The 19,929-nt window shown below is 39.2% G+C and carries 14 protein-coding genes; 4 read left to right on the top strand and 10 right to left on the bottom strand.

Annotated elements, in window-relative coordinates; genetic code table 11:
• The first annotated feature begins 51 nt into the window (after positions 1-51).
• From DUT68_RS08690 to DUT68_RS08675, 4 genes are all read left to right on the top strand, one after another.
• A complete protein-coding gene (locus DUT68_RS08690; RefSeq protein WP_113637544.1) occupies positions 52-744 on the top strand; it encodes an NUDIX hydrolase in 693 nt (230 codons plus the stop codon).
• A gap of 72 nt (positions 745-816) precedes the next feature.
• Positions 817-1,656: a ribose-phosphate diphosphokinase gene (gene prs, locus DUT68_RS08685; protein ID WP_113637542.1), complete on the top strand. Its 840-nt coding sequence runs from the start codon at positions 817-819 to the stop codon at positions 1,654-1,656.
• Positions 1,657-1,790: 134 nt separating this feature from the next.
• Positions 1,791-2,039 carry a hypothetical protein gene (locus DUT68_RS08680; protein ID WP_157960819.1) on the top strand — a complete coding sequence of 83 codons (249 nt, stop codon included), beginning with the start codon at positions 1,791-1,793 and terminating at the stop codon, positions 2,037-2,039.
• Positions 2,036-3,487, top strand: coding sequence for a nicotinate phosphoribosyltransferase (locus tag DUT68_RS08675; RefSeq protein WP_113637538.1), 1,452 nt, complete (start codon positions 2,036-2,038; stop codon positions 3,485-3,487). The genes DUT68_RS08680 and DUT68_RS08675 overlap by 4 nt, the downstream gene beginning before the upstream one ends.
• A gap of 6 nt (positions 3,488-3,493) precedes the next feature.
• Here the strand turns inward: DUT68_RS08675 and DUT68_RS08670 are convergent, their stop codons facing one another.
• The 10 genes from DUT68_RS08670 to DUT68_RS08625 all read right to left on the bottom strand — a co-directional run bounded on the left by DUT68_RS08670 (position 3,494) and on the right by DUT68_RS08625 (position 19,928).
• Complete coding sequence (locus DUT68_RS08670; RefSeq protein WP_113637537.1) at positions 3,494-4,756, bottom strand: alkaline phosphatase family protein; 1,263 nt, start codon at positions 4,754-4,756, stop codon at positions 3,494-3,496.
• Positions 4,757-4,887: 131 nt separating this feature from the next.
• The gene (locus tag DUT68_RS08665) at positions 4,888-6,786 is read right to left on the bottom strand and encodes an alpha-amylase family glycosyl hydrolase (protein ID WP_113637535.1); all 1,899 of its coding nucleotides are present in this window, start codon (positions 6,784-6,786) and stop codon (positions 4,888-4,890) included.
• A 39-nt stretch (positions 6,787-6,825) separates the two neighbouring features.
• Positions 6,826-8,193, bottom strand: coding sequence for an MFS transporter (locus DUT68_RS08660; protein ID WP_113637533.1), 1,368 nt, complete (start codon positions 8,191-8,193; stop codon positions 6,826-6,828).
• A gap of 22 nt (positions 8,194-8,215) precedes the next feature.
• Positions 8,216-9,985 carry an alpha-amylase family glycosyl hydrolase gene (locus tag DUT68_RS08655; protein WP_237088297.1) on the bottom strand — a complete coding sequence of 590 codons (1,770 nt, stop codon included), beginning with the start codon at positions 9,983-9,985 and terminating at the stop codon, positions 8,216-8,218.
• Positions 9,986-9,995: 10 nt separating this feature from the next.
• Positions 9,996-12,314, bottom strand: a complete 2,319-nt coding sequence (locus DUT68_RS08650; protein ID WP_113637532.1) for a glycoside hydrolase family 65 protein — start codon at positions 12,312-12,314, stop codon at positions 9,996-9,998.
• A gap of 21 nt (positions 12,315-12,335) precedes the next feature.
• A complete protein-coding gene (gene pgmB / locus DUT68_RS08645) occupies positions 12,336-12,992 on the bottom strand; it encodes a beta-phosphoglucomutase (protein WP_113637530.1) in 657 nt (218 codons plus the stop codon).
• 19 nt (positions 12,993-13,011) lie between these two features.
• Positions 13,012-14,856, bottom strand: coding sequence for a glycoside hydrolase family 13 protein (locus DUT68_RS08640; protein ID WP_113637528.1), 1,845 nt, complete (start codon positions 14,854-14,856; stop codon positions 13,012-13,014).
• Positions 14,857-14,859: 3 nt separating this feature from the next.
• On the bottom strand, positions 14,860-17,304 hold the full coding sequence (locus DUT68_RS08635; RefSeq protein ID WP_113637526.1) for a glycoside hydrolase family 31 protein: 2,445 nt from the start codon (positions 17,302-17,304) through the stop codon (positions 14,860-14,862).
• Between the two features lie 75 nt (positions 17,305-17,379).
• Complete coding sequence (locus tag DUT68_RS08630; RefSeq protein ID WP_113637524.1) at positions 17,380-19,149, bottom strand: SusE domain-containing protein; 1,770 nt, start codon at positions 19,147-19,149, stop codon at positions 17,380-17,382.
• An 8-nt stretch (positions 19,150-19,157) separates the two neighbouring features.
• Positions 19,158-19,928: a hypothetical protein gene (locus DUT68_RS08625; RefSeq protein ID WP_157960817.1), complete on the bottom strand. Its 771-nt coding sequence runs from the start codon at positions 19,926-19,928 to the stop codon at positions 19,158-19,160.
• Between the last annotated feature and the right edge of the window lies 1 nt (position 19,929).

The following is a 19,929-nucleotide window of genomic DNA, read 5'->3' as shown; positions in this document are numbered from 1 at the left end:
AATTGGATTAAACGTAAAATGATTAATTTTGCGTAAAAAATACGCATACGAATGAATATTAATCAAAATATTAAAGTTGCTGTTGACGCTATTGTATTTGGTTACGCAGATAATAAGTTAAGCATTTTGCTAATTAAACAAAAGTATGGCGTTTTAAAGGATAAATGGGCATTGGTTGGTGGTTTCGTAAAAGATAATGAAGCGCTTATTGACGCGGTAAATAGAGAGCTAACGGAAGAAACCGGCATAAATGTTAGTTATTTAGAGCAACTTTATACATTTGGGGACAACGTGGCTAGAGATCCTAGATTTCACGTGATTTCGGTGGCATATTTTGCTCTAGTTAACTCTACCTCTTTAATTTTAGTGCCCGATACGGATGCTGAAGATGCCAAGTGGTTTGCAATTGATGAAATTCCGGAATTAGCTTTCGATCACCAATTGATAATTGATACCGCTATTAGCCGATTGAAAAACAAATTAAGTTACCAACCTATCGGTTTTGATTTGCTCCCAAAAGAATTCCCTTTTTCCGATTTAGAAAATTTGTATTGCACCATTTTACAGAGAGAAATTGATCGAAGAAATTTCAGAAAAAAAATATTAAGCTTCGGTTTTGTAGAAGAAACAAAAAAATTTGGGACTAAAAAAAATGGTAGACCAGCCAAATTATTTAAGTTTAATAAACAGAAATACAACAAATTAACAAAAGAAGGGTTTATATTTGAAATTAACTTTGCGTAATTTATACGCAAAAAAATTTGGAGGGCTCAATAATTTGAATAACTTTGTGTAATTATTACGCAAATTCAAATTATGATACTCAATCTTAACGCAAATTTCAAACCATTAGATGGTCAGGAAATAAGCTTTGAAGCGTTCACTTTTGCGGGTGGCGAGCCACATATTAAAATACTTTCCAATATTCCCAAACAGCATTCGGTTACCATTACTCAAAGAATTAATTCGTTTAACGATTTAGGGCAATTATGCTTAGCTGTTGATGCGCTAAAGAGAATGGATGTATTGTTGCAGGATTTATATATTCCATATTTTCCCGCAGCCCGACAAGATCGTGTAATGGTACCCGGTGAGCCATTATCAGTAAAAGTATATGCAGATATCATTAACGCACTTAATTTCAAAAGGGTATTGGTTTTTGACGCACATTCGGAAGTGACCCCTGCCCTAATTAATAACTGTGAGGTAATCAGCAACCATGATTTTATAAAAACAATTATTTCGGATTTGAATGAAGAAGTTGTATTGATTTCGCCAGATGGTGGCGCTCTTAAGAAAATTTATAAGCTATCAGAAGCTTTAGGTGGCTTAGAGGTGGTTGAATGTAGTAAAAGTAGAAATGTTAAGACCGGAAAATTATCGGGTTTTAAAGTTTATGCTGACGACCTAGCAGGTAAAAGCTGTTTGATTGTGGATGATATATGCGACGGGGGAGGCACGTTTATTGGTTTAGCCGCAGAATTAAAAAACAAAAATGCTGGCAAATTATACTTAGCGGTTAGCCACGGAATATTTAGCAAAGGTTTCGATGAACTTAGCACACATTTTGAGAGAATTTTCACTACAGACTCCATTAAAACTGCTGATAACTTTAGGTTAACACAAATCAAATGTAGCTATGGATTACTTTCTTAAAACGGGAAATTCTTACAGTAGATTACTAGAAGAATATAATCAATATGGCTCATTAACGATTGCTTTTCGATTTCGACGATACCGTGTTCGACTTCCATAAAAAAAACAGAACCTACAAAGATATAATCAGTTTATTGAAAGCGTTAAAAAAGATAAATTGTTATCTTATTTGTTGGACCGGACAAGAGAATATTGATTTTGTTAAGCAATATTTATATGAAAATGAAATTCCCTTTGACAGCGTTAACGAAAACCCACCATTTTACCAATCAAACAGCAGAAAAATATACGCTAACGCTTTTTTAGATGACAGAGCCGGTTTAAAGCAGACCTATGGAGAGCTTGCCAAACTTTTACTAACCATTAATATGAAAAATATATGAATCCACTATTATTAACAGATGGCTACAAAGTTGACCATCGTAGGCAATACCCAAATGGTACAACACTAGTTTACTCTAACTGGACTCCCAGAAAAAGCAGAATAAATGAAATTCAAGAAGTTGTTTTTTTTGGCCTTCAATATTTCATAAAAAAATACATATTGGAAGACTTCGATCTTTATTTTTTTAAACAACCTAAAGAGAAGGTTATTGCTGAATATAAACGTAGAATTGATAATTATTTAGGGGAAAATCAAGTTGGAATTGATCATATAGCAGCGCTGCACGATTTAGGTTATATACCAATGGTTTTCAAAGCCTTGCCTGAGGGAGTAGCCGTGCCAACTAGAGTGCCCATGTTTACAATTTATAACACCAAACCTGATTTCTTTTGGCTAACGAATTATTTTGAAACACTTCTATCAGCAGTAATTTGGATGCCTTGCACCTCAGCGAGTATAGCTAAACAATACCGAAAAATTTTAAATAAGTTTGCCACTGAAACGTCTTCAACGCTAGAATTTGTAGATTGGCAAGGTCATGATTTTTCAATGCGTGGCATGGCTGGAATTGAAGCGGGAATTACTTCCTCAAGCGGACACTTGCTCTCATTCACTGGTACCGATACTATACCAGCAATTGACCTGCTAGAAAAATACTACAACGCAAATTCTGATAATGAGTTAATAGGCGGATCTGTAGCAGCTACAGAACATTCCGTAATGTGTATGGGTACAACAGAAGGAGAGCTTCAAACATTTAAACGATTAATTTGCGAGGTTTATCCGAAAGGGATTTTATCAATTGTATCTGATACTTGGGATTTGTGGAAAGTATTGACCGAATATTTACCACAATTAAAACAAGAAATTGCCAGTAGAGAAGGAAAAGTAGTAATAAGACCTGATAGCGGAGATCCGGTTGCTATCCTGTGCGGCAACCCTAACGGAAAAGATGAAAACGAGAGAAAAGGTGTTATTGAATTGCTTTGGGACTGCTTTGGCGGTATTGTTAATGAAAAGGGTTATAAAGAACTTAGCCCAAAAATTGGTGCAATTTATGGCGACAGCATTACTTTGGAAAGAGCAGCTGACATTTGTCAGAGATTAAAAGACAAAGGGTTTGCATCAACCAATGTTGTATTAGGAATAGGCTCATACACCTATCAATACAACACCAGAGACACGTTTGGCTTTGCAATGAAAGCTACCTATGGAGAGGTGAATAGCGTAGGTAGGGAAATTTTCAAAGATCCAATTACAGATGATGGCACAAAAAAATCGGCAAAAGGATTAATAAAAATTGAATTAGAAGACGGAAACTATCAACTATATGACCAAGTGACTTGGGAACAGGAGAAAACGGGAGAACTTGTTGAGGTTTTTAGAGACGGCAAATTATTAATAGACCAAAAATTATCTGATATAAGAAAAAGAATGCGAGGATAGGACGCTCTACCTCAACACAGGCGCCAAAACCGCTAACTTGCCATCAATTTGATGTGAATACTGTAAGCCCAAAATTTTAGCCAATAGTGGATAAACATGTACATTTTCAAACGAATTGATGGTAAGTCCTTCTTTGAAAGCAGGACCCCAAGCATAAAACACCGCTTGCATATCTGGCATAGCATTATCAAAGCCATGCTTACCAATGTTGGTTGGTTTACCGGTAAGGTTAAAAATTTTAGGTAAACGAGGAATCAAAATGATGTCCCCTATCCTACCATCTTTATTATCTTTTGCACGGTAGTGCCATCGTTTTGGCATCTTGGTGGTTAAATACACATCATAATCAACTGCCGCTGCCCTAAGTTCTAAGTAAAGCGGTTGAATGTCCCGCTTATTTTTAGCATAAATTTGCAGCAAAGCGTCTCCATTAGGCACTACAAACTTTGCGGTATCTATTAAATTTGGCAGGGGCATTGTATTTTTATTATCCGATTCAGTCATTCCATGATCCGATACAAAAACAAAGTTTACGTCCAGACCTGCGCTTTTAGTTAATTCAACCATCTTGCCTACGCAATCATCAACCAATTTCACAGCCTCTCCAGTTTCTTTAGCGTTTGAACCAAAATCATGCCCAGCAACATCAACTTCTGGGAAATAAAACGCAATTAAGTGAGGGCGCTTTTCCGCCGGAAGCAGTAACCAATTTTTAACGGCTTCCAATCTAGCATCCATCGGAATTTTATTATTGAAATTATACCAATACGTTGGCCTGATACCTTGTACGGCAGTTTCTGAGCCTAACCAGTAAAAAGCAGCTGTTAACATCTTTTGCTGTTCGGCTAATGCCCAAATGGGTAGTCCGCCGTACCAAGTACTATCTTTAATGGCGCTTGCATCTTTCTTTAAATAAATCTGCTTTCTATTGGGATCGTAAAACGAATTGTTAACAATGCCGTGGTGTGAAGGATACATTCCAGTAGCCAACGTGTAATGATTAGAAAAAGTAACCGATGGATAAGACGGCTTCATTGATACTGCCTGTACTCCTGTTGCCTTTAATGCCAATAAGTTTTTCGCTTGATATTTCTCTGCATAATCATGCCTGAAACCATCGGCAGAAATGTAGATGATATAAGTTTTTTGCATTTGGGCAGGTGAGTTTTCACGACCTGCAACAATTTGCTGCGACAGTTCTTGTGCTGAAAGATGAGCACAAGCAAATAGCAATAACAGCACTAAAAAAATGTTCTTGGTAGAAATCATGGCGCAAAAATAAACTAAATTTCTGTAGTGCTGAGTTAATTTAAAGCAATATTGAATGGAACTACCTGAAAAAGAAATAGGTGGAAAAACTTCCCACCTATTTTGATTATCATTTACCTTAAATAATCGATTTATTGCGCCAATGCCTGTTTGCTGAAAATATGGTATTCTCCAGGAGCTAAAGATTGGCTGTACGTAGTTGTAGTTAAGGAAATGTTATTACCCATGGCATCGTACCACGTACCTGTGCTACCAAAATCAACAGTGGCAGTTTGCGGAACGATATCGAAGTTACCCACCACAACAACCGTATTGTTCGCATCAGTAAGTTTAATTGACTTAATAGCGCCCGAAAAATTGTAGGTAAAACTAGTGCTTTTAAAAATGCTATTCTTTTGCTTCATTTTAATGAACTTAGCAAATGCATTGTAAAGTGCTCGTCTATTTGGATCAGTATAATACTCCCATCTAATTGGCTTATCACCGGTACGACCGTTGAAATCAATATTTACATCGTAGCCTACTTCGCCAAATTGCCATAGCATTTTAGGACCAGGCATGGCAAACAAAAATGCTGCCGCCATTTCATTTCTTTTTAGAGATGTAGCCACATTTCCTTTAATAACGTAATTGGTGTTCAGATTTCCGTAGGTAATATTTTTATACATCAAACGCTCCTCGTCATGACTTTCGCCGTAGCTGATCAAGCCTTCTGCAGATGAAAACCCGTGGGTTCCAAACATCCCTCTCGAAAAATCAGAAGAACCTAGCCAACCCATTGTGGCTTCATTCATCGAATGGTTTAAGTTATTCCACATCATCAATCCCTTATTGGCATAAACTACCTCTTCACTATCATTGGCGAAAAGTTCTAAAATGATATAGAAATTAGGATCAACGCTTTTCATTGTCGCTACATAATCGTCCCAAATAGCTACCCTACCAGCATCAAAAGCAGAAAAACTAGCATCATCATTACTTGATCGTTGTGTAAATCCTTTGGCTAAATCGAACCTAAAACCATCCAGTTTATACTCTTGCATCCAAAACTTCATCACATCTTTAGAGAATTTTCTAGTAGCTCCACTTTCGTGATTAAAATCAAAGCCTACATTGTACGGATGTTTGGCATCTACATTAAACCAAGGGTTGCTTGTGGTTGGCTTATTCCCATCAAAATACAGTTGTACCATTGGTGATTGACTAAAAGAATGATTCAACACCATGTCCAAAATTACAGCAATTCCCCTACCGTGGCACTCGTCAATAAACTTCTTCAAATCGTTTTTAGTACCGTAATACTTATCTGGAGCAAAATAAAATGATGGATTGTAGCCCCAACTTAAATTTCCTTCAAATTCATTTACCGGCATCAATTCAATGGCATTAATTCCTAAGCCTACCAAATAATCGAGTTTTTGTAGGGTAGAATTGTAGGTGTGCTCCGCGGTAAAATCCCTAATTAGCAACTCATAAATTACCAAATCATTTTTAGCAGGGCGGGCAAAAGCTGTGTTTCTCCACGTATAACCAGGCTGATTACCTTGCACTACACTTACAATACCGGTGGTTTTTCCCGTTGGATAAGCTTTTAAATTAGGATAGGTTGCCGCTGTGATGTATTGATCATTCACTGGATCCAAGATTTTTTCGCAATAGGGATCTGCAACCCTTAAGTTATCATCTACCAAAAACTGATAAGCATATTCCGTGTCAGGATTAAGGTTATCCAGCTTGATCCAAAAATAATTTCCATCAGGCGTTTTCGTCATTTTGGAAGCCGTTGCCGACCAGCTATTGAAATCGCCCATTAAGCTTACGGTATTTTTGCCCGGTGCATACAAGGTGAAAATAGCAGAAGTTCCGTTATTAGTAAAAACAACCCCATCTTTAGCTCCGGCAGGAAGCTCAGTAGAAGTTGGCGTTACGGGATTAACTGGCGTAGGCTGCGTGGTTTGTTCTACAACATTTTTTTTGCAGGATAATGTAACACAAGCGCCAAGTGCAAGGGCTAAAAACAATCTTTTCATTTCAAATTAATTTCCATCAGCTGATGGTGAGTAAATATTTTAAACACTTTTATGTTCTTCTACGGCAAGTTGGGTAGCTAATGTTTCGTTCGTTTTGCGCTCATCCTTAATTAATAAATAACAGATGATGGCTGCCAAAATCATTAAACCGCCGCCCAATTGAACGGCCAGCAACCTATCATTATTTAACACGTTACGCATTAACCAACCAAAACCAAGTGATGCGATAATTTCGGGCAGTACGATGAAGAAATTGAATATGCCCATATAAATGCCAATTTTTGCCTTTGGAAGATGACCACTCAACATCGCATAAGGCATAGAAAGTATACTTGCCCAAGCAATGCCAATACCCGTCATACACAGATAAAGCATATTTTTATCGTGTACCCAAGCCACGCTGATTAGACCCAAGGCTCCGCAAAGCAAGCAAAGGGAGTGCGTTGTTTTTCGGCCTAAAGTATCAGCTATTTTTGGCAAGATGAGTGCAAACAAAAAAGTAACTACGCTATAAAAAGCTAGGGTTAAACTACCAAAATCGGCACCGGCAGCATATACTGGATCACTAGCGTCTTTACCACCGAAAACATTTACTGCTACTGCAGTGGTGTAATAAAACCACATTAAAAATAAGCCTGGCCAGGTAAAAAACTGCACTAACGAAATCACTTTCATTTGCTTAGGCATGTTTTTAACTGCCGACACCATCTCATAAATTCCAGCGAAGAAGCCCGAACTTTTTCTGTTTTCAGCCAACTCTTCGTCGGTAGGAGGATATTCCTTACTGGTTAAAACGGTATAAAGCACCGCCGAAAAAAAGAAAAAAGCACCCAAGTAGAAGGAATATTTCACGTTTTGCGGGATGCCACCAAAAGCGGCTACGTTACTAACTTTAAACCAATTGTTAAATATCCAAGGCAAAGCCGATGCAATACTACCGCCCAAACCAATCATCATACTCTGCATTACAAAACCACGGTTGATTTGACTTTCAGGTAATTTATCAGCTACAAATGCCCGGAACGGTTCCATAGAAACGTTGCCAAAAACATCCAAAATCCATAGCAAACTGGCAGCCATCCATAAAGCGCTACTGTGCGGCATTAAAATTAGCGCAACAGAACTAATCAGCGCACCAATAAAAAAGTACGGGCGGCGGCGGCCCCAAGTGGGGTGCCAAGTGCGATCACTCAAATAACCAATAATGGGCTGTACAATTAAGCCAGTTAATGGTGCAGCTAAAAACAGTAATGGCACATCATCGGCATTAGCGCCCAAATTTTCGTAAATGCGCCCCATGTTGGCACGCTGCAAATCCCAGCCAAACTGTATCCCAAAAAAACCAACACTCATGTTGATGATTTGAGAAATACTGAGTACTGGTTTAATTTGTTGTTTAATGTTCATATTTGGTTGTAGGTTGATTTGGTTAGAATTGAATGATTTGCGATGATGAAGGTGCAACTTTCAAATTCATTGTCGAGTTACTGAAAGACACATCCTTATCGGTCAGCAAATCTTTAGCAGTTGAAATTTTACTTCCCGCTAAAGCATTAGTTGGAATGTTAACGGTAGCGGTTAAACTTTTCGAGCGATCAAAATTAGCGACCACTAATAAACGTTGATTTTTAGTGTATCGCACATAAGCATAGGCCTTTGCGAAGCCTGTTAAAGGCAACTCTAACATGGCGCCGTTGGTAATTGCATCGCTGCCTGCTCTAATGGAAGTTAATTTTTTATAAAAATCTCGAGTTTGTTTTTCGGTTGGCGTTAGTTTTGCCCCATCAAAGGCACCATTATTAAGCCAACGTTGGTGATTTGGAACTCCCCAATAATCAAAAATAGTGGTTCGGTTATCATCGCCACCAAAGCCTTCTTTTCCTGCTCCCGGCTCGCCAACTTCTTGTCCAAAATATAACATCAAGGGACCTTTGCCCAAAGTTGCTGATATCACCATTGCTGGGAAAGCCAGTTTTGCATCTCCTGCAAAACCTTTCGACGCAATACGTTCTTCATCGTGGTTCTCCAAAAAGCGTAGCATGTGTTCATCAAAACCTACGCTTTCTTTTTGCCAAACATGCTGAATATCCGAAACTTTAGCAGCTGGCTCATCTTTGATAAAGCGTTTTAAGCCATCATACAAACCTACCTTATCGTACAAATAATCAAATTTACCTTGGGTTACATATTGTTGATATACTGTTGGGTTATAAGCCTCGCCAATGAAAATCAATTTCGGGTTCACCTTTTTCACTTCTGGAATTACCCAGCTCCAAAACTCCACAGGAACCATTTCTGCCACATCACATCTAAAACCATCTACTCCTTTTTCTGCCCAGTACACTAAAATATCTTTCATCTTAAGCCAAACTGGTGGCATGGGCGTTAAATGTTTAATTTCTTTTCCGTCCTTAAATTCAATTCCGTAGTTGAGTTTTACGGTTTCGTACCAATCATTAACCGAAGGTTGCGCAGCAAATACATTGTTGCCTGTAGCTTTAGCCGGACTTTCAGCGAATTTCCCATCCTGCAAAACTGCTAAAGGTCCATCGCTTTTTGAATTTGCGGGTACTTTAAAATCTTGACCGGGAATATAGTAAAAGTCGTTTGTAGCTTTGTAAGCCACTGTTTTATCATCAGTAGCGCCAAAATCTACTACATTTTTAGGCTTTGCGAAAGATTGATAACTTCTAGCTACGTGGTTGGGCACAAAGTCAATCAAAACCTTTAACCCCTTATTGTGAGTACGCTGTACCAAGGCCTCAAACTCGGCCATACGCTTATTAACGTCCACTGCCAAATCCGGATCCACATCATAGTAATCTCTAATAGCATAGGGCGAACCAGCCCTACCTTTCACTACGTCGGCATCTCCGGTGGGTATACCGTGCTTACTGTAGTCGGTTAAGCTAGCATGGGCAATTACGCCCGTGTACCAAACGTAATCCACATTTAGCTCTTTCAACCCATCTAGCGCCTTATCGTTGATGTCGTTAAATTTACCACAGCCATTTTCTACAATGGTTCCGAAAGGTTTATTGCTTGCATTGGTATTACCGAACAAACGAGGCAATAGCTGATAAATAATGATGTTATCTTTCTTATCGACTGTATTTGGTTGTTGATTTTCCTTGCACGACATCATCATCAAAACTAATAAACCTACAGCAAAGCTGAAATTAGCACTAAATTTCCTCATCATTTTATGTTTATGCCAGTACCTCGTTGGAGATTTTCAATTCTTCTGCAGCACCCAATTCGTATTCCTTATCGTGAATTTGCAGCGATAAACCTTTTTGAGCTAAATTAACGATATGGATTTCTTCTTTACTGATACTCAACTTGATATTAGCGCCTCTGAAACCTACAGTAAATGAAAACGATTTCCACTTTTGTGGCAAGAAAGGATTGAAAATCAACTTATCGTTGCGCACCCTCATTCCTGCAAAACCTTCCACCACGCTCATCCATGTACCAGCCATCGAAGTAATGTGCAGTCCATCTTCGGTATCGTTATTATAGTCGTCCAAATCTAATCGAGAGGTACGTAAATAAAACTCGTAAGCCCTGGCCTCATCATGCAGTTTAGCAGCTAAAATACTGTGTACGCAAGGCGATAACGAACTTTCATGCACCGTACGTGGTTCATAAAAATCGAAATTGCGTTTATGCGCATCAAAGTCGAAGTCATCTTCAAAGAAGTAGAAGCCTTGCAACACATCAGCCTGTTTAATAAAGCAAGAGCGTAAAATCCTGTCCCAGCTCCATTTTTGATTCAATGGACGCTCGGCTGCAGGTAAATCTTTCACCAAAATTTGCTCTTTATCCAAATAGCCATCCTGCTGTAAATACACGCCAAACTCCTCGCTATATGGATAATACATATTCTCTACAATGTGCTGCCATTGCGCAAATTCATCGCCAGAAAAATTAAGTTTCGACTTTAATTCCTGATAACGTTGAGGTGCATTTTGCTGAACCCAAGTTGCTGCCTCTTGTGCATATTTTAAGCACCAAACAGCTAAATAATTAGTGTACCAATTGTTGTTGATGTTGTTTTCATACTCGTTAGGTCCGGTAACCCCTAACATCACATATTGCGATTTGGCCTGACTCCAATTTACACGCTGTTTCCAAAAACGAGCAATACCGAACAACACTTCCAAGCCATATTCTGCTAGGTAATCAGCATCACCAGTGTAGCGGATGTAATTGAAAATGGCATAAGCAATGGCACCGTTTCTGTGGATTTCCTCGAAAGTAATTTCCCATTCGTTATGGCACTCTTCTCCGTTTATAGTTACCATTGGATATAAAGCCGCACCATTAGTAAAGCCTAACTTTTGTGCATTTTCGATGGCTTTATCCAGTTGTTTGTAACGATAAATCAGTAGGTTTTTACTTACTTGCTGTGGTGCAGTTGCCAAGTAAAAAGGCACACAATACGCTTCCGTATCCCAATAAGTTGAGCCACCGTATTTTTCACCAGTAAAACCTTTTGGCCCAATATTCAAGCGATCATCAGCACCAGTGTAGGTTTGAAATAGTTGATAGATATTGAAACGAATGGCTTGCTGTGCTGCTACATCGCCTTCAATAACGATATCGCTTTCTTGCCATTTTTTTGCCCAAGCTTGTTGCTGTTCAGCAAATAGCTGGTCGAAACCTTTTGCCACTGCATTGTCCAAAACAGTTTTTGCAGCTTGAAGCAATTGCTGGGGCTCATAATTTTGGGACGACAAGTTGACTGCCGTTTTGTAAAACGTTACTTCATCGCCTTTGGCTATTGCAACCGTAAATTGTTGTGCAATATATTTTTCCTGGCGGATAGTTTGCATTGCCAACTCTTGCTTTTGTCCATTTTTTTGCACCGAAATATGAGCTCCAGTACAAATTTCAAAAGCACTTTTCTTGGTCCTTAGTGTTAAAAAACAGGAGTTGTTAGCCTCATCATCAGCTACAAAATCCCAAAATTTTTCATCGTAATTGCTATCCTGATTTTTAACATCACCATCGATGTACGATTTAATGTTAAGCTCACCATCAAAATTTAACGCTTTAATTTGATATTTAATGGCACCAACCTCATCATCAGCTATGCTGCAAAAACGGATGGCTTTAACTTGCACCTGATGACCATTAGACAAAGTAGCTTTAAAGTTCCTCTCCAAGTAGCCTTCTTTCATGTGCAACACCCTTGAAAAATCCTCCACTTTTGCCTGAGCCAAGTCTAGTATTACGCCGTCAATTTCAATGGCAATGCCTATCCAATTGGCAGCATTTAGCACCTTTGCAAAATATTCTGGATAGCCGTTTTTCCACCAACCTACGCGTGTTTTATCAGGATAATACACCCCGGCAACATAATTTCCTTGTAGTGTTTCGCCAGAATAGGACTCCTCAAAATTGGCACGTTGCCCCATTCGTCCGTTGCCCAAACTGAAGATACTTTCAGATATCTTATTCAAATGCGGATCAAAACCCTCTTCAATAATGTTCCACTCGTGTGCTTTGATGTAATTCTTCATTTCTTTTACTGATTCAATGTCTTATAATTCGTCCATTTGGTGCAAATGCGCAACTGAGAGCCTACTTAAATCTTTTACTACAATGGTAGCTTCGGTTAAAACTTCTGGCGAGCCAATACCTACGCTCCTCATCCCCGCCCTATTGGCCGCCTCGATACCGGCAATAGCATCTTCAAAAACCAAACATTCTTGCGCTTTCATGCCTAAAAGCTCAGCCCCTTTTAAAAATACTTCCGGATCTGGCTTAGATTTACTCACCAAATTCCCATCAACAATAGCATCAAAAAAATGCGCTAAGTTGGTACGTTGTAATATGATAGCCGAGTTTTTACTGGCAGAACCCAGTGCAATTCGGTAACCTGCATTTTTGATGGAAGTGAGAAAATCCACTGTGCCGTTGAGCACCTCGGCGGGTGTCATTTGCTCAATCATGGCTACGTACCATTCATTTTTTTGTGTGGCCAAAGCAACCTTTTCCTCTTCCGACTTTTGTAGGTTGCCCCAATTCAAAATCCTGTCCAAACTCTCCATCCTACTAATGCCTTTTAGTTGCTCATTTTGTTCTTCGGTAAAATCAAAACCTAAACTGTTGGCCAATTGCTTCCACGCTTTAAAATGATAGATTGCCGTATCTACCAAAACTCCATCTAAATCAAAAAGGCAAGCCTTAATTTTCATCTATAATCTCTTTCTTATCTTATTGTAACTCTAATACTAATGTGGTTTTCGCAGGTATTTTCAGTTGACTGATATCTGCTAACAACTCATCGCTCACCACGTTTTTTGCGGCTTTTCTACCCAAAATCATTTCACTAAACCTATCTGTACTTAGCGTTTTGGCTTCTGTATTTCCGTTCATCACCACCATAACCGTTTTTTGATTGTTATACCTGAAATACACATAAATACCATCTTCGGGGATAAACTGCATCATTTTTCCAGTTTGTAATACCTCGTTGTTTTTGCGATAGTTGGCGAGCTTTTTTACATAGTTAAAAGCTTCGTTTTCTTTAGCTGTACGGCCCGTCGACGAAAACTTGTTAACTTTATCCGTAGCCCAACCACCAGCAAAATCGCTACGAACCAAACCATCTGGATTAGCGTAATTTTTCATCAGAATTTCGGTACCGTAATAAAACTGAGGTATGCCACGGGTAGTAAGTAACCAAGCAATCCCCGATTTATACTTATCGAAATCCTCACCAACTACCGAGTAAAAACGGCTGATATCGTGGTTGTCCAAAAAAACGACGTTGCGAGTAGGATCTTCATACATGTAATCGTTAGTGAGCGTGTTGTACAAACGTACTACACCATCAGTCCAACCGAACTTCCCGTTAAGCGCTTCATTAATTGCCCATAAGGCCTGAAAATCAGTTACGCCTTGCAATTCTGTATCAATGCCTTGATTTATTTTATTTCCTTTAGTGAAGAATGCCTGATTAGGCACTCCATGTACCCAAGTTTCGCCAAAGAAGGTGAATTTTGGATACTCTTCCATGATACGTTTACCCCATTCAGCCATAAACTTGGCATCGTTGTAAGCATAGGTATCTAATCTAAACCCATCCAAATCTGCATATTCTATCCACCAAATGTGGCTTTGGGTGAGATAGTTTTTCACAAACTCGTTGTTTTGATTCAAATCTGGCATGTGCCTATCAAACCAACCATTCAGCATCAAATCCTTATCTTTTTTTGAAACATAGGGATCAAAATGTACCTGTTCGCGGTAAGTAGTTTTGGTATAAGTTGGCCATTGATGTACCCAATCCTTAGTTGGCATATCTTTAATGGTAAAATGCTCCGTTCCGAAATGGTTGTGCACCAAATCTTTGATCATTTTCATCCCACGCTGATGGCAATCTGCCACCAATTGACGGTAATCTTCGTTAGTACCAAAACGGGGATCAATTTTATAATTTTCGGTATTGGCATAACCGTGATAAGAAGTTTTAGGCTGATTATTTTCTAACACCGGATTTAACCACAGCGCAGTAACACCTAACTCTTGCAAATAATCTAAATGGGCAGCAATTCCTTTCAAATCGCCACCATGCCTGTAATACATGCTATCGCGATTTAAGGCTGTTTCATTCATTCCCTTCACCACGTCATTCTTTGTATCGCCGTTGGCAAACCTATCTGGCATAATGAGGTAAATGAAGTCTTTATTCGTTACGCCCTGAAATTTTTGCTGATTAGCATTTCGCGTTTTTAATTCGTAAGTATATTTTGCTTGTTGTTTTCCATTTTGGCTAAAAACGATATCGAACTTGCCAGCCGGGGCGTCAGCCGAAATCAATAAATCCAAGAAAAGATAGTTAGGATTATCTACCTGATTTACCTTCATCAATTTTACTCCGGCGTAATTGATGCTTACTTCATTTTTGCTGATATCTTTTCCATGCACTAATAATTGCAGGTTAGGATTTTTCATTCCTACCCACCAAAACGAAGGTTCTATTCGCTCTAATTTTGGAAGTTGAGCTAATAGGGCTAACGGAACAGCTAAAAACAGCAATAACAAAGTTCTTCTCATGATCTAATATTTGATTTCGAATTGATTTTTATCGTTGGAGATGGTAACACTTTTAACATTACAACCAGTGGTTGGGTTGGCGGTACCTTGCGGATCAAACCTAGAAATTGGTGCGATAAACGATACAAAATCATTCTGTAACGCAGTACCTGTTTGAATTTTATCTTGATCGCCAAAGCCGTGGAAAACTAATTTCAGCTGGCTAAACTTCGATTTAAAATTACCTTCCACTTTTGCGAAAACAATTTTGCGCTGTTTAGCATCGTAAGTAATTTGCCTTTTGTAGAAATCGCCCTTTTCGTAGTTGTAGCTTTCGCCATCATCTTCATAATAAACGAAGCTGTTATTTTCCGAACCTTTGTAGATATGCAGCACCAACGTATCGCTTGGCTTTTCGGCAGTGCTTTGTATTAAAGATTGCATAGGCACAATGCTACTTCCCTTTACGAAAACGGGCAATTGTTGTAAGCTTAGGCGTATAATTTTCTCGGTATCCCCTTGCAAAGGTTCATCATTGTATAAACTGTACCAATTTCCTTTTGGAAAAAATACAGCGCCATATTCCTTAGTGCTTTCAAAGGGTGCTACCAAAAATGCCTGACCGAACATGAACTGATTTTGGAACTTACCATCGTAAACTCGTGGCTCATGGGTATTGGTAAACGCTAAGCTTCTTACCACCGGCATGCCCGTAGTGGCTGCTTCGTTAAAAGTGGAATACAAATAAGGCAGTAATTTGTAGCGTAGATTAATGAAGTTTCTTGAAATTTCTGTCACTTCTTCTCCGTAAGCCCAAGGCTCTGAAGATTTGGTATTAACAGCAGTATGGTTACGGAAATAAGGATTGAAGGCTCCAATTTGAATCCAGCGGGCATACAAACTCACCGAAGGATTACCGGTAAAACCACCGATATCCATGCCAGTGAAAGCTACACCACTTAATCCTAAACTGTTCAGTAAGCGAACGCCTGCCATCATGTGATCTTCCTCTGAGCGGTTATCGCCAGTCCAAATAGCAGTGTAACGTTGTAAGCCAGCATAACCAGCTCTAGTTAAATTAAAAGGACGTTTGTTGGTGGCTTGCACCATGCCTTCAAAACTTGAACGGGCCATTTGCATACCATATACATTGTGAGCTTGCTTGTGGCTTGCCAATGCACCATCGTAGTTAAATGAAATGTTTGATGGCATTTTTTGCCCCCAACTGGCAATCTCGTTCATGTCGTTCCAAATGCCATCAACTCCTGTATTTGCAAAAAACTTGATTTTTTCATGCCACCAATTTCTACCCAAGGGTGAAGTAAAATCGGGAAAATGGCACCATCCAGGCCACACCTGAGCGGTAAAGTTGGTGCTATCAGGATATTTGACGAAGATGTTTTTTTTAACCCCATCTTCGTAAGCGGCATAACCTTCTTCAACTTTGATTCCTGGATCTACAATTACAGTGGTTTTAAAACCCATTTCTTTGAGTTTTTTGTTCATGGCCAAGGGATCACCGAAACGTTGTTTATCCCAAGTGAACAATTTGTACTGATCCATGTAGTGGATATCCAAGGTAATTCCATCTGCAGGAATTTTCTTTTCACGCAATGTTTGTGCAATACGCATTACTTCCGTTTCTGGATAATAACTGTAGCGGTTTTGTTGGTAGCCTAAGCTCCACAATGGAGGCATTTTCATTCTGCCAGTTAAAGCCGTGTACGACTTTACGATATCCGACAGTTGAGTATGATAAATGAAGTAGTAGTTCAACTCTCCACCTTGTGCAGAAAAAGATGAAAAACGGTTGTTACTAGCTCCAAAATTAAAGTCAGTTTGATAGGTATTATCTAAGAAGATACCGTAATTTAAATTGTGATGTATTCCGATGTAAAAAGGAATAGAAGAATAAAGCGGATCTTGTCCGGTAGAATAGCCGAAAGCATCGTAGTTCCAATTGGTATAACCATTGCCTTTCCTATCTAAGTTTCCGTTTTTTTCTCCCAAGCCTACGAAGCGTTCGCCAGCTTGCATTTGTTTGTATGCAGTTACCTCGTCGGCAACCCATGAGTTTTGCAGACCTTTTTCATCCTGATTGATCAATTTACCGTCAAGGGTATAAAAAGCTACTGCGAATGGTTTTTTAGAAATTACTGCTTTTAAAGAATCTGTTAGCAGTACAATTTCGCTATCGCTTTGCGAAATTTTTACAGTTGTTTTTTGCGGCTGCATCACCACCGCATAAGAAAAATCTTTTGCCAATGCTTTTTTATCTAACCTTACCCTTATCACATTTGGAGAGTACACCAAAATTTCGCCTTGGGCATGTTCAGTTTTAAACGCCAACTTTTGCTGCTCGTTAGCGGTGCTGGTGATATTTCCTACGGATAAAACTGGGTTTTGCTGTGCAATGGTATGATTGCCTAAGGCAAAAAGAAAGAAGGCAAAGTAGATTAATCTTCGCATATCGGCATAAAAAAATGATAGAAAAAAGGAATAAAGGCCGCTTTACGCTATGGCGATAAGCGGCCTTTATACATATTAATTTTTAACTACGGTATAAGTTTTTGTAAACTCATTCAACGTAATGGTGTAGTTTCCTGAAGTGGCTACGCTTAAGTTTCCACCGCCATCCACTACGGTACCAGCAGTTGCTCCAGCACCATAACTGTAATCCCATGTACCTTTTTGCAACAAGAACTTAAACTCACCTGCGGTTAAGTTAGCAGTAACCCTCCACACACCGTTGCCTTGGTAGCTCATTGCCGGCAATGCAGCGTTATTGTTATCCCAACCACCTGCGGTAGCAGCACCAATTAAGTAAAGCGTACCAGTAGTGATTTGATATTTTAAATTTTTGATGTTAGTACCATCCCAGATTAAGCGATACAATGCTGTAGCTCCCGGAACAGTCATGTTATCTGCATCACCTTGAGTAATGGAACCATCAGTTTTGCCTTTCACTTTACCGAAATCTTTAGATCCATTTGCTGTACCATCTCCCCAAGCAGCACCATCAATAAATTTCCACTCTTGGCCAGCGGTTAGCGTTACAAAGCCCATAAATTTATTGGTTCCAATTAAGGTTAAAGCCTGTGTTGGGAATACCGAACCCGGATTCCAACCCGCAGCAGTTGCCGCTCCAACAGCCGCCATTCTACCCTGCTGAATGTAGTACTTGTTATTTTTCAAATCGGCACTTACGCGATAGTAGCCCGCAGCAGGAATATCGATGTTAGCGCTACCTCCACTTTGTAATAGGATGCCATCAGCCGAACCTTTACCATAAATTTTCTGCGAAGGCGTACTCCAATCGGTATTTTCACTTAAGAACTTCATGCCATCTTGTGTTAAATAAACATAAGAGTAGAATGTTCCCGGAAGGTTTTTATCTGGAATCATTTGGATTGCTTGTGGCGGATTCCAACCAATTGGCGTTGCACCACCCACCATGAATAACTTCACTTCTCTAACAATACTCAAGTTGTTTACATAATCAGAAGTTTTAGTGTAGGTACCCGATTTTGCCTCAACTGTCCATTGCAATTTAGCTGCCGATGATTGATCAGAAAATCCTTTTGCGGTCAGCATTTGGTCCATTGCTTGGTAGCTGATAGTAAATGTAGAGTCGGAACCTGAGTTGTTTGAAGCAGCTTCAAAAATTGGCGCATCAAAACTACCACCTTCGGCCACAAACTTAATTTTGTAAGTTACCGGATTGGTAGATTTACCAGGAAACGCTTTTTGCCATTTGAAGGTTAGCACGTCAGTGGTTGAATTAGGATTAATTTCGATGTTATTGGCAGAAGAAACTGGCCCGTACAACAAGAAATTGCTGATACCATCTCCAAAGCGGGTGATGGAAATATTGTAGCTCAAGCTTGCCATTTCTTTTTTGGTACCATTATCTGCTCTTACGTTCCAAATCAAGTCAGTTTTAGCTCCTTCGGCAACACCTTTACCTTTAAGGGCATCATCCAATTGCTTTTGAGTAAGCGTAAGTTTGTTGCTTTTTCCATTGTCATCTGACGGAATTTCTAGCAAAGGTTGTGTTAATGAACCCGTTTTAAGCGCCGCAACAAAAGTGTAGGTTGGCGCTGTAGATACACCAGGTTTCGCCGCCGACCAAGAAATTTGCACTTGTGCATTTGGAGTGGCACTGTTTAACACCAACATGGCATTATTTTGCGGAGCGCTTAGGCTAAAAGTACCCAATGCCTCCCCTTTCGATGCTTCATCGAAATCTATCTTTTTACAACCAAAAATTATTACTGATACTGACAGTAATAAATAAAACAGTTTATTCTTCATATCAATAGTTAATTAAAGGTTAAGTATGCTACCTCCACTACCGGTCCGCTGTATGGTACGTTGGCACCATTGGCATCTTTCAAATTACCAGAAAACTGATAGCTAAATTTAGAAAGCGTGGTTCCAGCCGGAAGCGTAATTAATTTTTCAGGGATAAAAGAATAAGAATATAATTTATCCGATTCTTTTTTAGCTACGATATTAGCTTTTTGCGAAAACTGATTACCAGCACCATCATAAAATGTAATGGTTACTTTGACATCAAATAAACGCTGTAAATTTTGATCGGTTGCCAAATCCTGGTGAAAGTAAACCGTTGCCATATCGGTTTGGTCTAACTTTGCCGGGAAAATCCTGAACTGTGACGGAGAAAATACCAAGGGATCAAATTTGTAAGGCTTGTAATCAGGAGTTTGTTTAGAACCGTCTTTTGTTTTAGCCAAAAAACCAAAATTGATTAATTCCGCCGGACTTTGACCGAATATGGTAGTACCTGTAAATTTGTAAGTAAATTTATTGGTAGCAATTTTGGTGAATTTAGCAGTTTCAGAAGAGTTTGTCCACTGGCCGTTTACCAAACCATCTTTTCCGCCACCAACACCATCGTTGGAGAAAATCCAAATGTAAATATCATTTAACCCAGCTAAAGGCGTATTAGAAACGTCTAAAGTAATGGTCACCTCGTCTTCGGCTGTAAAAGTTGCCGGACTAAAGGTTACTTGAGAAAATGCCCACAGTGAACATAAACTGAATAGCATTGAAAATAAAAACTTTTTCATC

The sequence above is a fragment of the Pedobacter zeaxanthinifaciens genome (assembly GCF_003313335.1).
GTDB classification, from domain to species: Bacteria; Bacteroidota; Bacteroidia; order Sphingobacteriales; family Sphingobacteriaceae; genus Pedobacter; species Pedobacter zeaxanthinifaciens.
This window is presented reverse-complemented; position numbering and strand designations above follow the sequence as displayed.